General features: G+C 59.9%; 14 protein-coding genes. 6 read left to right on the forward strand and 8 right to left on the reverse strand.

From position 1 onward, the window contains the following. Positions 1-6: 6 nt before the first annotated feature. The 7 genes from AC13QE_RS07260 to AC13QE_RS07290 all read right to left on the reverse strand — a co-directional run bounded on the left by AC13QE_RS07260 (position 7) and on the right by AC13QE_RS07290 (position 6322). The gene (locus tag AC13QE_RS07260; protein WP_488483338.1) at positions 7-2007 is read right to left on the reverse strand and encodes an ASKHA domain-containing protein; all 2001 of its coding nucleotides are present in this window, start codon (positions 2005-2007) and stop codon (positions 7-9) included. 54 nt (positions 2008-2061) lie between these two features. Next, entirely contained in the window at positions 2062-2391 is a 330-nt protein-coding gene (locus AC13QE_RS07265; protein ID WP_488483174.1) for a hypothetical protein, read from the reverse strand. 1 nt (position 2392) lies between these two features. Next, entirely contained in the window at positions 2393-3361 is a 969-nt protein-coding gene (locus tag AC13QE_RS07270) for a methyltetrahydrofolate cobalamin methyltransferase (RefSeq protein ID WP_015340226.1), read from the reverse strand. Positions 3362-3463: 102 nt separating this feature from the next. Continuing rightward, positions 3464-4570 (reverse strand): methylenetetrahydrofolate reductase, encoded by a 1107-nt coding sequence (locus AC13QE_RS07275; protein WP_015340225.1) that lies wholly within the window; start codon positions 4568-4570, stop codon positions 3464-3466. Between the two features lie 3 nt (positions 4571-4573). After that, positions 4574-5152 (reverse strand): methylenetetrahydrofolate reductase C-terminal domain-containing protein, encoded by a 579-nt coding sequence (locus AC13QE_RS07280; protein WP_112334604.1) that lies wholly within the window; start codon positions 5150-5152, stop codon positions 4574-4576. Further along, positions 5145-5447 (reverse strand): virulence factor, encoded by a 303-nt coding sequence (locus AC13QE_RS07285; protein ID WP_132716901.1) that lies wholly within the window; start codon positions 5445-5447, stop codon positions 5145-5147. The genes AC13QE_RS07280 and AC13QE_RS07285 overlap by 8 nt, the downstream gene beginning before the upstream one ends. Before the next feature lie 236 nt (positions 5448-5683). After that, positions 5684-6322 (reverse strand): DUF1638 domain-containing protein, encoded by a 639-nt coding sequence (locus AC13QE_RS07290; protein ID WP_488483175.1) that lies wholly within the window; start codon positions 6320-6322, stop codon positions 5684-5686. A gap of 19 nt (positions 6323-6341) precedes the next feature. Between AC13QE_RS07290 and AC13QE_RS07295 the strand changes: the two genes are divergently transcribed. After that, on the forward strand, positions 6342-6500 hold the full coding sequence (locus AC13QE_RS07295; protein WP_112334606.1) for an entericidin domain-containing protein: 159 nt from the start codon (positions 6342-6344) through the stop codon (positions 6498-6500). Between the two features lie 65 nt (positions 6501-6565). Here the strand turns inward: AC13QE_RS07295 and AC13QE_RS07300 are convergent, their stop codons facing one another. Next, positions 6566-7267 carry a corrinoid protein gene (locus AC13QE_RS07300; protein WP_112334822.1) on the reverse strand — a complete coding sequence of 234 codons (702 nt, stop codon included), beginning with the start codon at positions 7265-7267 and terminating at the stop codon, positions 6566-6568. 259 nt (positions 7268-7526) lie between these two features. On the opposite strand from AC13QE_RS07300, the gene AC13QE_RS07305 reads away from it, so the two are divergent. The 5 genes from AC13QE_RS07305 to AC13QE_RS07325 all read left to right on the forward strand — a co-directional run bounded on the left by AC13QE_RS07305 (position 7527) and on the right by AC13QE_RS07325 (position 12837). Then, positions 7527-9107 (forward strand): trimethylamine methyltransferase family protein, encoded by a 1581-nt coding sequence (locus tag AC13QE_RS07305; RefSeq protein ID WP_488483176.1) that lies wholly within the window; start codon positions 7527-7529, stop codon positions 9105-9107. Positions 9108-9208: 101 nt separating this feature from the next. Continuing rightward, positions 9209-9901, forward strand: coding sequence for a ferredoxin (locus AC13QE_RS07310; protein ID WP_488483177.1), 693 nt, complete (start codon positions 9209-9211; stop codon positions 9899-9901). A 68-nt stretch (positions 9902-9969) separates the two neighbouring features. Then, a complete protein-coding gene (locus tag AC13QE_RS07315) occupies positions 9970-10716 on the forward strand; it encodes a phosphodiester glycosidase family protein (protein WP_488483178.1) in 747 nt (248 codons plus the stop codon). Positions 10717-10847: 131 nt separating this feature from the next. Continuing rightward, on the forward strand, positions 10848-11780 hold the full coding sequence (locus AC13QE_RS07320) for a CgeB family protein (RefSeq protein WP_488483179.1): 933 nt from the start codon (positions 10848-10850) through the stop codon (positions 11778-11780). Positions 11781-12036: 256 nt separating this feature from the next. Next, positions 12037-12837, forward strand: coding sequence for a hypothetical protein (locus AC13QE_RS07325; RefSeq protein ID WP_488483180.1), 801 nt, complete (start codon positions 12037-12039; stop codon positions 12835-12837). Positions 12838-12863 lie beyond the last annotated feature (26 nt).

Here is a 12863-nt window from a genome sequence, read left to right on the forward strand (position 1 = left end):
GCTTTCTTACTCGCGGCTGCGGCGACGCCTGCGACCGCCGCCGTCTCCGCCATCGTCGGAGATCTGCTTACGCTCCGGCAATGTCACGACCTTGGACAGTTCCGGGAAGCTGTCGACCTTGTTCGGTAGCGCCATGGCGTAGACGAAATGCTCTTGAAATTTTGATTCAAGCGCCGTCTCTATCTTCTCGATTTTCCTGACGGTTTCCTCGATCTCGCGGCGATGGCCGCGGTTGAGCAGCGCCATGCGCGCGCCGGTGCCGGCGGCATTGCCGACGGCCTTGACCTTGTCGAGTTCGCAGTCGGGAATGAGCCCCAGCACCATCGCATATTTAGGATCGATGAAAGTGCCGAAGGCGCCGGCAAGGCCGATGCGGTCGACATGATCGATGCCCTGCTTGTCCATCAGCAGCTTGACGCCGGCATAGAGCGCTGCCTTGGCAAGCTGGATGGCGCGGATATCGTTCTGGGTGACCGTGATACGCGGTTCGCCGTCTCGCAGCAGATAGGAATAGGTTCGGCCATTCTGAAGGATGCGCGGCGAGCGTGCGGCCATTGCGCCATCGACGACGCCATCTTCCGAAATGATGCCGGTCAGGAACATTTCGGCGACGACCTCGATGATGGCCGAGCCGCAGATGCCGGTGACACCGACTTTAGCTGCGGCTTCCTCGAAGCCCGGCTCGTCCGACCACTGTTCGATGCCGATGACGCGATAGCGCGGCTCCAGGGTGGCGGGATCAATGCGCACGCGTTCGATCGCGCCGGGAGCGGCGCGCTGACCGCTGGAAATCTCGGCACCTTCGAAGGCGGGGCCGGTCGGCGAGGAGGCGGCGACGACGCGGTGGCGGTTGCCGAGCACGATTTCCGCATTGGTGCCGATATCGACCAGCAGCATCATTTCATCCTGACGATGCGGCCCTTCGGCAAGTGTCGCGGCAGCCGCATCAGCGCCGACATGACCGGCGATGCAAGGCAGCATATAGATGCGGGTGCCTGTGTTCATCGGCAGGCCGATTTCGGCCGATTTCAGATGCACCGCCCCTGATACGGCGAGCGCGAAGGGGGCGCCGCCGAGTTCGGTCGGGTCGATGCCGAGGAAGAGGTGGTGCATGATCGGATTGCCGACGAAGACGGCGTTCAAAATATCCTGGCGCGACACGCCGCCATCGGCACAGACCTTGTCGATCAAGCCGTTCAAGGCTTCGCGGACGGCGTTGGTCATCGCCGCGCGGCCGTCCGGGTTCATCATCACATAGGAAACGCGGCTCATCAGATCCTCGCCGAAGCGGATCTGCGGGTTGGAGGCGCCGGCCGAAGCAACGGTTCTGCCCGACAGCAGCGACGATAGATGCATGGCAATCGTCGTCGAACCGATATCGCAGGCAATGCCGTAAGCTTCGTTCTTCAAGCCGGGGTAGAGCGCGATGAGGCGAGGGCGCTCGCTGTCCTGATCACGATGAATGGCGGCCGTCACCTTCCATTCGCCCTTGCGCAGGATCGACTGCACCTGCGGGATGAGGTGGAAATCCACCTCGAGATTGTCGTATTTCCAGTCGGCCGCGATTGCCGCCTTCAGGCGGTCGAGATCGCCAAGCGGCTTGTGCATATCGGGCTCCTCGACCTCGACGTAGCACATGTGCACGGCCGGATCGCGGGCAATCACGCGCTCGTCGGCTGCCTTGCGCACGACTTGTGCGTTGATGACCGTATCCTGCGGTACGTCGATGACGAGATCGCCCTGAATCAAGGCGGAGCAAGAGAGCCGGCGGCCTTCAGGCAGGTCGCGCACCTCGGCATAGCGCTTTTCCTTCGGCCCGATCGGTGAAAGATGATCATTGGCCGAGACGATCTTGTGCTTGGCGAAATTGCCTTCCTGCACCGACACCTGGCAACGCCCGCAGGTCGCGCGGCCGCCGCAGACGCTTTCGACATAGACACCGAGCTGGCGAGCGGCCTCCAGCACAGGTGTTCCCACGGGGAAGTGGCCGCGCTTGCCGGATGGCATGAAAAGGACGAGAGGTTTGGCGCTGTCGCTGGCTTCGGCCACGGATCAGCCTTTCTATTTGCTAAGGCGGCGCACGTTCGAGCGAACACGCCTGCTATAGGGTTTTATCGCGGCGTGAGCGACCGCATCGGCCATGCTGCGCTGGCTTGCCGCGCCTGCGGCCGTCAGAGCCGCGAGACCCTGTTGCACCATTGCTGTGTTGACGGCAACGGCGCTTTCCGCCGCAGCCATCATCTTTTCGGAAACCATCCGGTTCATTTCGGCGGCATTCACATTGCCGGTCAGCGCGTCCATCCACATCTGCTGCAGCCTGATCGCGATCACGACAGGTGCCTGTAGCCAGAGCGTGGCAAGATCATTGGAAAGGCCGCGACCGGATGACATCTTATTCCCTCGCTGCTCCTGCACCGGCGCGCGCTGCACGACCGCCGCGGCGTCCGCCGCCGGCGGCTGGTGCCGCTGTTGCTGCGGCGGCTGCGACGCCGCCTTCGGCAGGCTTATAATCACGATAGGTCATGATCCAGTTGGTGCAATTGGCGTCCGTGCCGTTCAGCACGTTGGCGGCGCGTACGGCTTCCATCTCCTGCGGACGGCAAGGGTTCATGATTGCCGAGGTCATGCCCGCGCCGATGACCATTGGGATGAAACCGGCATTGATGCCGTGGCGATGCGGCAGGCCGAACGAAATGTTGGAAAGCCCGCAGGTGGTGTTGACCTTCAGCTCGTTGCGCAGGCGATGCAGCAGCGCGAAGACCTGACGGCCGGCGTCACCGAGCGCTCCGATCGGCATGACGAGCGGATCGACGACGATATCATGCGGCTTGATGCCGTGATCCATGGCGCGCTCGACGATCTTCTTGGCGACGGCGAAGCGTACATCCGGATCCATGGAAATGCCTGTCTCATCGTTCGAGATGGCGACGACGGGCACATCGTATTTCTTGACCAGCGGCAGGATGGCTTCGAGCTTTTCCTCTTCGCCCGTCACCGAGTTGACCAGTGGCCGGCCCTTGGCAACCTTGAGTGCGGCTTCGATTGCTGCCGTGACCGAGCTGTCGATCGAGAGTGGTACGTCGACCAGACCCTGCACGATCTCCAGCGTCTGCACCAGGAGACCCGGTTCGGTCTCGTTCGGGTTGACCGAAGTGACGCCCGCATTGACGTCGAGCATGGTCGCACCGGCGGCGACCTGCTCCAGAGCGTCCTTGATGACGGTGTCGAAATTGCCTTCGATCATCTCGGCAGCGAGCTTCTTGCGCCCCGTCGGGTTGATGCGCTCGCCGATCACGCAGAAAGGCTGGTCGAAGCCTATGATGATCTCGCGGGTGGCGGAGGCAACGATGGTACGCGTCATGTCGGATCCTCTGGTCAGTTGGCCCGATAGCTGGTCTATCGTGCGGTGATCTGGGTTACAAGCCGGCCGGTTCCTCTCCTGGCCCGCCTCTATCTATCGAACTCAATGCGTCTGCGGCGGCGTATGGTGGGCTGCAATTTCCGCCATCGCCTGCTGGTTTTCTTCCCGGCCTTCGCTGATCTGGTGCAGGCGCTCGGCAACCAGGGCGTCGCTGCGGCTTGCCTCGCGCTTCCACGGCTGACGGCCCTTCAGAACGCCGGAATCATGCACCATTTCGGCGACATATTCCTCCTGGCGGTAGGCCATGACGTGGATGCCGGAAACGCCCTCGATCTCCTTCACCTCGTTGATGATGTCGATGCAGAGCTGCTTGCCTTCCTTTTTCTGATCCTGCGCACCTTCAATGCGTTTGATGATTTCATCGGGAATGTGGACGCCCGGTACGTTGGAGCGCATCCAGCGCGCCGTCTTTGCCGATGCGAGCGGGCCGACGCCGACGAGAATGAAGCATTTTTCGGTGAGGCCGAGGTCGCGCACCTTCTTCATGTATTCGCGGAACATCGGCACGTCGTAGCAATACTGGCTCTGGACGAACTGTGCCCCGGCCTCGATCTTCTTCGCCAGCCGGTAGGGCCGGAAATCATAAGGCGGTGCGAAGGGATTGATGGCGGCGCCCAGAAAGACCTTCGGCGGCGAGGTCAGCTTGCGACCGGAGAGGAATTTCGCGTTGTCGCGCATGATGCGCACGGTTTCGAGCAGCGACATGCAATCGAGATCGAAGACCGGCTTGGCGCCGGGCTGATCGCCGGCTTGTACACCGTCACCGGTCAGGCACATGATGTTGCAAACGCCCATGGCGGCAGCGCCCAGCACGTCGCCCTGGATGGCGATGCGGTTCTTGTCGCGGCAGGCGATCTGCATGATGGGCGCATAGCCCATGCGTGTCAGAAGCGCGCAAATCCCGACCGAGGACATATGGCAGTTGGCACCCGAAGCGTCGACGGCGTTGATGCCATCGACCCAGCCCTCGAAGATGGCCGCGCGCTCGTAAACGTCTTCGGCATTGGCGCTGTCGGGCGGGTTCAATTCGGCTGTCACGGCGAACTCGCCGCGGCGAAGCACGCGTTCCAGCCGCCCGAGCGAAGAGTGGCCGGGCAGGGGATCGAGCGGCAGATGGACGCCAAGCGGGTTTTCATCGATATGCGACATCGCTCAGGCTTCCTTTTTCGCCGTTTCACGGGCTGCCGCGGCCTCAGCCGTGACGCGAAGCCACGAAGATGTTTCGCGCAGCGACTGGTTCACGGGCTTCTGCACGTTGAGGATCGCGTCGCCGTGCGTCATGTTCCTCGAGCCGTTCCAGGCCTGCACCCAGACGCAGGGCATGTCGGGCTCCACTTCGCAATTGCCGTTGGCGCGCACGCCGCCACAGGGGCCATTGCGCAGCTGCTTGGGACAGTTCATCGGACAGGACATGCCTGTCGATGATAGCGCGCATTGGCCGCACATGCGGCAATCGAACAGGAAGCCCTTCACATTGCGTTCGATGAAGGTGATCGGGCGCTCCACGCGGTCATAGCCGAATGCCTTCCACAGCGGATGAAGCAGGAGGAAGGCGTCGGCGAAGCGACGATAGAACCATTCCAAGAAACGTGAGTGACGCACCGCCCAGAGACGGACCGTGTATTTGCGCCGGGCGCGGCGGTTGGGCGAAACTCCCGCAGGCGTATAGGCACCGCTGGCCGCTTTTGCGCCCGCGGCGGCATTGCCGGGCTTCTGAACGGCGTCAGCCATTATCGCGGCCTCCGGATTTTACCAGAGCCACCAGCCGCTCGCGATCATAAGCTGCCTCAAGCTCGCTCGCCGCCTTGTCCGCCTCGGCTTCGAGTTCGTCCGATACCGGCACGGGATCCGCCTTACGCCATTCGGCGAGATAGTCGTCGGTTTCGGCTGCACCGGTGCGCATGGCGCACATGTCTATTGCTTCGGTAAAGCGCAACGAAAGCTCGCGTTTTGCCGTCTGCCTGCCCTTTTTGATGATCACCTGGGCCGGAATGTCCCGCCAGTAGACGACAATGCGATCTGCCATGCACAAATCTCCTCTTCACGCCAGAATGCACGCCGGCCGACCTCGGGACTGCGCTCGCCACGACGCGGCACATGCCGAAAAGCGACGCGACATGAAAACCTCGTCTGGAAGTATCGCCAAGGCGCTTTATCCTTTGAAACGGCCGGGTTCGAACTGTGATTGAATGTTTTTCCGTCGTCCAGCATGTCGGCCCAGGCAAAGAGGAGGAAGACAGAAAAGCGACGTAGGTGTCGTAATCAGACGGTCAGTAATTCGCGGGCAAGATCGCCGTACCCGGTGTAGCGATATTCGTAGTCCAGCCCGAGATAGGCGGCGGCTTCCTTCGCCTTTGCCTGCAGTGCGGGATCCTCTTCCTGCGAGAGATAGACCACCTTGCGGTAGTTGCCGAAATACATATCGCGCAATTCGGGATGACGGTCCAAACCCAGCGGGACGATGACGAAGGCTTCGAACTGGCGGGCCAGGAAGTCGGTGAGGAAGAACGAGGTGATATCATCGTCACGCGCCGCGAAGGCCTCGTTGCCGGTAAAGAAGGAATAACAATGCGGTCCGGACAGGCGCTCTATTCTCTCGCGCTCGCAAATCCTGTCGATAGCGCCACCAGTGCCGCAATCGGCATAGCCGATGAAGATCTTTTCGAAGCCGCGAGAGCGGGCATCGGCAATCGCTTCTTCCAGGGCTGGTGCGATCTTCTGGGGATAGGAGTGATAGATTGCGGGAAGACAGTGGAGATCGATGTGATCGAGCCCGTTTATTCGGGTAAGCGCCAGTATTTCGCGCGCGATTGCGCCGCACGCGATCACATGAACCTTTTGCTTTGTTATACGTTTATCGCCCGGAGGGTTCTTCTCCGCATTTTTTTGATCGATATCCACTCAGAGGGGGTTCCCAATCATGACTGCATCGACACTCACGAAAATTGCAGCGGCCTGCGCCGTTCTCATGGTACTTGCTTCCTGCGCCAATACCATACGCGGCGTGGGCAGAGATACTGCAAACGCGGTCCACGCGACGGAGGACGCTGGTCATACCGTCAAGAAGGCTGCTCAATAATTAATTTGGGATGCCAATGCGCCGGCGGCAACCCATTGGTTATCGCCGGCCATCAGTTTCTTGCATCAGGCGCCGGCAGCCAGGCTGTTGTGCTTGCGCTTCATGAATTCCTTGGCGGTTTCGACCGCCACGGCGGCGTCGCGGCAATACGCATCGGCGCCTACGGCCTTGCCGAATTCCTCATTCAGCGGCGCACCGCCGACCAGCACGACGTAGTCATCGCGCAGGCCCTTTTCCTTCAGAGTATCGATGACAACCTTCATGTAGGGCATCGTCGTGGTCAGCAGGGCCGACATGCCGAGAATGTCGGGCTGTTCGCGCTCGATGGCGTCGAGATAGTTTTCGACCGGGTTGTTGATGCCGAGGTCGATGACGTCGAAGCCTGCGCCTTCCATCATCATGCCGACAAGGTTCTTGCCGATGTCGTGAATGTCGCCTTTGACGGTGCCGATCACCATTTTGCCGAGCTTCGGCGCGCCGGTCTGCGCCAGAAGCGGACGCAGGATAAACATGCCAGCCTTCATCGCATTGGCGGACAGCAGAACTTCCGGAACGAAGAGAATGCCGTCGCGGAAGTCGATGCCGACGATGCGCATGCCTTCGACCAGTGCTTGGGTCAGAATATCATAAGGCGCCCAGCCACGCTCGAGGAGGATATTGGTGGCTTCCTCGATTTCTTCCTTCAAGCCGTCATATAGGTCGTCATGCATCTGCTGCACGAGCTCTTCGTCAGAAAGTTCCGAGAGAATGATTTCGTCGTCAGACATGCGCTCCATCCCGTTTTCGTGCAATGCATCAGAGACTTGTATAAAACACTGCCGCCATTACGGATAGACCGGAAGGCCGCCAAAACTCTTTTTGAATGCGACGTCGCACGGAACAATCGCGACGGACGAAGAACAGTTGATATTAGCAGCCCATGTCTGTCCTATGCTAATTGCTGGCGCATTAAGGAACGTCCGCTTGGCGGAATCGGGTAGCATGGGGCCTGATAGACGCATCCATGCGCAGGAGTGAGGAAACATCATGGACGATATGATTGAGCAACCGGCTGCAGGCAATGATGGCGGTGGACGGCGTTCGCGCAGCGAGGGCAGGGGTGCGGCAGCCCGGCGTGCTTCGCGCAGCGGCGGGGGGCCGGGTCCTTCGCTCCCCTATATCACCCGTAAGATCGGCGTCTACGAAGTGCTTGACGAAGAGGGCCTGCAGCTCATCGAACGCAATGCCGATACGGTTCTGGAAGAAATCGGCATCGAATTTCGCGATGACGCGGAAGCGCTGGCGCTCTGGAAGGAGGCCGGTGCCGACGTGCGCGGGCAGCGCGTGCACTTTCCGAAGGGACTTTGTCGCGAGCTTCTGAAGACCGCGCCGAAGGAATTTACCTGGCATGCCCGCAACAGCGCGCGCAACGCCCATGTCGGCGGCAAGGCGACGATTTTCGCGCCGGTCTATGGCCCGCCCTTCGTCCGCGATCTCGAGGGCAACCGCCGCTATGCGACGATCGAGGATTTCCGCAATTTCGTGAAGCTCGCCTATATGGCGCCGTCGATGCATTCGTCAGGCGGCACGGTCTGCGAGCCTGTCGATATCCCGGTCAACAAGCGCCATCTCGATATGGTCTATAGCCATATCAAATATTCCGACAAGCCGTTCATGGGATCGGTGACCGCACCGGAGCGTGCTGAAGATACGATCGCCATGGCGAAGATCGTATTCGGAGACGATTTTGTTGAAAACAATTGCGTGACGCTGAACCTCATCAATGCCAACTCGCCGATGGTGTTCGACGAGACCATGCTCGGCGCTCTGAAAGTCTATGCGCGGCACAACCAGGCTTCGGTCGTTTCGCCCTTCATTCTCTCGGGCGCAATGAGCCCTGTCACTGTTGCAGGCACGCTGACGCAGATTCTCGCCGAAGTGCTGGCTGGAGCTTCCTTCACGCAGCTGATCCGCAAGGGTTCGCCGGTGCTTTACGGCACCTTTGCCGCCTCGATCTCGATGCAGTCGGGTGCGCCGACCTTCGGCACGCCGGAGCCGTCGCTCGTGTCCTACGGCGCGGCACAGCTTGCCCGGCGTCTCGGTCTGCCGTTCCGTACCGGCGGTTCGCTCTGCGGATCGAAGGTGCCGGATGCACAGGCGGCGCATGAATCCGCGAACACATTGAACATGACGCTGCTGGCTGGCACGAATTTCGTGCTGCATGCGGCCGGCTGGCTCGAAGGCGGTCTCGTTTCCTCCTACGAGAAGTTCATGATCGACCAGGATCAGCTCGGCATGATGCAGAAGATGGCCGAGGGCGTCGATCTCTCGGAGAATGGCCAGGCGCTCGATGCCATCCGCGAAGTCGGCCCGGGTAGTCATTATCTCGGCTGTGCCCATACGCAGGCCAACTTCCAGTCCGCTTTCTATCGCTCGGCGCTCGCAGACAACAATTCCTTCGAGCAGTGGGAGATCGAGGGCCAGAAGCGCATCGAGCAGCGCGCCAATGCCCTTTGCCGCTCCTGGCTCGATCACTACGAAGCGCCGCCGCTCGATCCGGCCATCGACGAGGCTCTTCTGGCCTATATCCAGAAGCGCAAGGATTCCATGCCCGACGCCTTCACCTGAAGAGAGCCCGAGGCCGCCAGGGAGCAAGGCGGTGCGACGCGCGTTGCCGACCTCATCCAGAAGGAAGTCTGGCGGCCGCACTATGAATATAAGGGGCCACGGTGAGCCGCGGCCCTCTCATACTCGAACAGCTCCGTGCGGCGCTCGGCGTCGACGGAGTTTTCGTTCGAGGTATAGTGTCCTTCGGCGATGACGAGGGGCCGCTATTGGCCGATGGCGCGACGGCGCGAAGCGTGATCCTACTTGGCAATATCGGCGGCTCGATCTGGACATCGTTCTCGCAGTGGCGGCAATTGCCTGAGAACGCTGCGCGGTCCGACCCGCTCGACGACTGGTCGAAGACAGTCATCCGACCAGTCGCAAGCAGCTTGGGGGCTACGGCTTATTTTCCTTCAGATCCGCCTTGGCAGCCGTTTCAGCGATGGGCCATGCAGGCCGAAGGCTTGAAGGCATCGCCGCTCGATATACTGATCCATCCCGTTTATGGCTTGTGGCACGGCTATCGTGGCGCGTTGGGATTTGCAGATGCCATTGAAAATGACTTCGCGCCGGCATTTCCTCAGCATCCATGCGATGTATGCGTCGACAAGCCCTGTGTCCCTGCCTGTCCGGTAGCGGCCGTAACGACAGCGGGCTTTGATGTTCCAAGCTGTCGCTCGCATTTGCGCACGCGGGAAGGGCAGGCCGACTGCATGGTCGGCGGCTGTCTCGCACGCAACGCCTGCCCGATCGGGGCCGGCTATCGTTATCCCGCCGAGCAGCTTGCATTCCATATGGCGGCACTCCAGCTTTAGGTTCCCGCGTACTCCTTGTTTCGCCGCATTGCGATGCGTTCTAGCGCTTGTGCTATTGATGCAGAGCTATGCGCTTGATTCGATTGATGCTCATCCTTGCCGTTTTTGCCTTTGCCGCGACCGCCTCGGCCGGTGAGGCCTGCCGCAAGGTTCAGCATCTCGGCGACGGCTACACAGTTTGCACCTTCGATCCCGCCCATTACGACGTCCAGATTTTCCAGAATGATCACAACGGTAAGCCTTACGGCTCGTTCCGGGCGCTGGAAATGGATCTGCGCCAGGAGCGCGTCTATGTGCGCTTTGCGATGAACGGCGGCATGTATCTCGACGATCAATCTCCTGTCGGTCTCTTCATCGAAAACGGACGCGAGGTGAAGGCGATCAACACCAACAAGGGCTGGGGCAATTTCCATCTCTTGCCGAACGGTGTTTTCTATGTTGATAGAGGCAGGGCCGGGATCGTGGAGAGCAAGGCTTTCGCTGCTTCCGGCGCCAGGCCATTCTATGCGACACAGTCCGGCCCGATGCTCGTCATCGATGGAAAGCTGCATCCGTCGTTTCTGGCCGACAGCACGAGTCTCAAGACCAGAAACGGTGTCGGAGTCACTATCGATGGGCTCGTCATGTTCGCGATTTCCGATGGCCCTGTGCGCTTCCACGATTTTGCGACGCTGTTTCGTGACGATCTGAACTGTCCGAATGCATTATTTCTCGACGGCAGCATTTCCAGCGTCGACATACCGGAATGGCAAAGGCGCGACAGCCTGTTTCCGCTCGGTCCGATCATCGCAGTGACGGAGATGCTGCCAGGCTAGGGCAGCTCCATATATAGACAAGAACGCCTTCACGAAGCTCTCCACCGGCTCTCGGTCTCGCAAGGTTTGAGCAAGGCCCATCGCGCAGTTTTCAAGCGAGGGGTTCCAGCGAGTCTTCGAGAAGGATCAACATGCACGCGCAAGCGGAGAAACAGACTGTCGCATCGCATGGCGCGGAACACGCCCTGCCAGCCTTTCCTTTCGGTTGGGAGCATCACAAGGATCGGCACTGCATTTGGATCGTCAGCCCGGAGGGCTACGTTCATAGCCGCGCTTTCGAGGATGTTGCCCTCGGTCTTCACTACGCCTTTGCCGAACTCGGCGGCAGTGCGCCTCTGGTTACCAATCCGCGAGATTGGAACGGACGGGTGCCGATCGTCTACGGCGCAAATTTGCTGCCGTCGGTCGCAGCGCAATGGCTGCCACCCGAGAGCATCATCGTCAATATGGAGCAGGTCTCGGCTGAAAGCAGCTGGATCAATCATCGATATCTCGGACTGCTCAAGAAATTCGCCGTGCTCGATTACAGCGAGCGCAATCGCCAGGGACTGGCCAGGTTCGGCGTTCCCGCCGAAATTCTCGATGTGGGATACAACAGGCACCTGACGCGTGTGCCCCGGGCGCCGGTGAAGGATATCGACGTTCTCTTTTACGGCTCGGTCAACGAGCGCCGCAAGAATGTGCTGGTGGCGCTGCAAACAAACGGGCTGAACCTCGTTCACCTGTTCGGCGTCTACGGCACCGAGCGCGACGCCTACATTGGGCGCTCTAAAATCGTCCTCAACGTGCATCATTTCGACGCCGCGATCTTTGAGATTTGTCGCGTTTCCTTCCTGCTTGCCAATGGCGCTTGTGTCGTCAGCGAGGGCAATATCCATGACCCGGAAGTGGCCGCTTTTGCTGAGGGAATGGCGTTTTGCAATTATGATCGGCTTGTCGAAACCTGCATCGAGCTCGTTCGCGACGATGAGAGACGGTCGGCAATTGCGAGCCGCGGCTTCAGCCTCATGTGCGAGCGCCAGCAGGCGACTATTCTTTCCGCTTTGATGGCGAGGGGCGGCTAGGTTTTTTTAGAGCATTTGGGCAGCGAACCGGGCGCCTGTGGCGGGTGGATCGGCAAACGACATGTGAAGGCGGACTGCGACTATGACTGGAAATGAAACGATCTACATCCTCTGCCCACCGAATCATATGACGGGAGGCCCGGAAGCCCTTCACCAACTTTGCGCAAGGCTGACCAAAATCGGGCGCAGTGCCAGGATGGTCTATACCAACGGTTCCGATCACTCCCTGATGCCGTCCCCTGATGGGGAAACCACAATGGTATTTCGGGAATACGAGAATGCCGTTCATCCGCAATATCGGGCCTACGCGACCGAAAGCTCAGACTATATCATCGACAACGAAAACGCGATCGTGGTGTTTCCGGAGATATGGCCGCATCTGATTCCACTCTTCAAGAAGGCGACTAAAGCCTATTGGTGGCTCAGTTTCGATTACGGCATGCGGCATCTGATGCCGCTGGGCGGCGTACCGTTCCTTCTGGAGAACGACTGCAAGATGCTGTCGCAATCCTCCTATGCCACGGCACAGCTCAGTATTTTGGGCTTCAGCGATGTCTTGCGGATCTCGGATTTTACGACACTGGCAAACAACGTGGCGCCACAGCCGATTCAGCAGCGGCGCGATCTGGTTCTGTTCAACAACAAGGCCGAGGCTTTCGGACGCCAACTGGCGACCATGTCTCCGCAATATGAATTCAAGATCCTGAGCGGCATGTCGCCGACGGAAGTCCATCAAAACATGGCGCAGGCCAAGGTTTACGTCGACTTCGGTCCGCATGCCGGCAAGGACCGCATGCCGCGCGAAGCGGCGCTGCTCGGATGCTGTGTGATCACCGGTCGGAACGGCTCGGCCAACAATTTTGAGGATTTGCCCATTCCGGCCAAATACAAGTTTGGCAATCATCCCCAACGAACGCACGAGATTTCAAGAGCGATCGATGACGTGATCCAGAATTTCCCGGAGAGATTCGAGGATTTCGGTGTCTATCGGCGCTCTATTGCCGTCGAAGAGACAAAGTTCGAATTGGAGGTCTTCAGTGTATTCGGGCAGGTCTGATCGAAAGTTGGCGGCAAGAAGGTTGG

It is taken from the genome of Martinezella sp. CNPSo 3957 (assembly GCF_057784395.1).

What these genes read in the sequence shown, in the direction of transcription:
- AC13QE_RS07260 (WP_488483338.1), bottom strand. Translation starts at nt 2,007, where the DNA reads ATGCCATCCGGCAAGCGCGGCCACTTCCCCGTGGGAACACCTGTGCTG.
- AC13QE_RS07265 (WP_488483174.1), bottom strand. Translation starts at nt 2,391, where the DNA reads ATGTCATCCGGTCGCGGCCTTTCCAATGATCTTGCCACGCTCTGGCTA.
- AC13QE_RS07270 (WP_015340226.1), bottom strand. Translation starts at nt 3,361, where the DNA reads ATGACGCGTACCATCGTTGCCTCCGCCACCCGCGAGATCATCATAGGC.
- AC13QE_RS07275 (WP_015340225.1), bottom strand. Translation starts at nt 4,570, where the DNA reads ATGTCGCATATCGATGAAAACCCGCTTGGCGTCCATCTGCCGCTCGAT.
- AC13QE_RS07280 (WP_112334604.1), bottom strand. Translation starts at nt 5,152, where the DNA reads ATGGCTGACGCCGTTCAGAAGCCCGGCAATGCCGCCGCGGGCGCAAAA.
- AC13QE_RS07285 (WP_132716901.1), bottom strand. Translation starts at nt 5,447, where the DNA reads ATGGCAGATCGCATTGTCGTCTACTGGCGGGACATTCCGGCCCAGGTG.
- AC13QE_RS07295 (WP_112334606.1), top strand. Translation starts at nt 6,342, where the DNA reads ATGACTGCATCGACACTCACGAAAATTGCAGCGGCCTGCGCCGTTCTC.
- AC13QE_RS07300 (WP_112334822.1), bottom strand. Translation starts at nt 7,267, where the DNA reads ATGTCTGACGACGAAATCATTCTCTCGGAACTTTCTGACGAAGAGCTC.
- AC13QE_RS07305 (WP_488483176.1), top strand. Translation starts at nt 7,527, where the DNA reads ATGGACGATATGATTGAGCAACCGGCTGCAGGCAATGATGGCGGTGGA.
- AC13QE_RS07315 (WP_488483178.1), top strand. Translation starts at nt 9,970, where the DNA reads ATGCGCTTGATTCGATTGATGCTCATCCTTGCCGTTTTTGCCTTTGCC.
- AC13QE_RS07320 (WP_488483179.1), top strand. Translation starts at nt 10,848, where the DNA reads ATGCACGCGCAAGCGGAGAAACAGACTGTCGCATCGCATGGCGCGGAA.
- AC13QE_RS07325 (WP_488483180.1), top strand. Translation starts at nt 12,037, where the DNA reads ATGGTATTTCGGGAATACGAGAATGCCGTTCATCCGCAATATCGGGCC.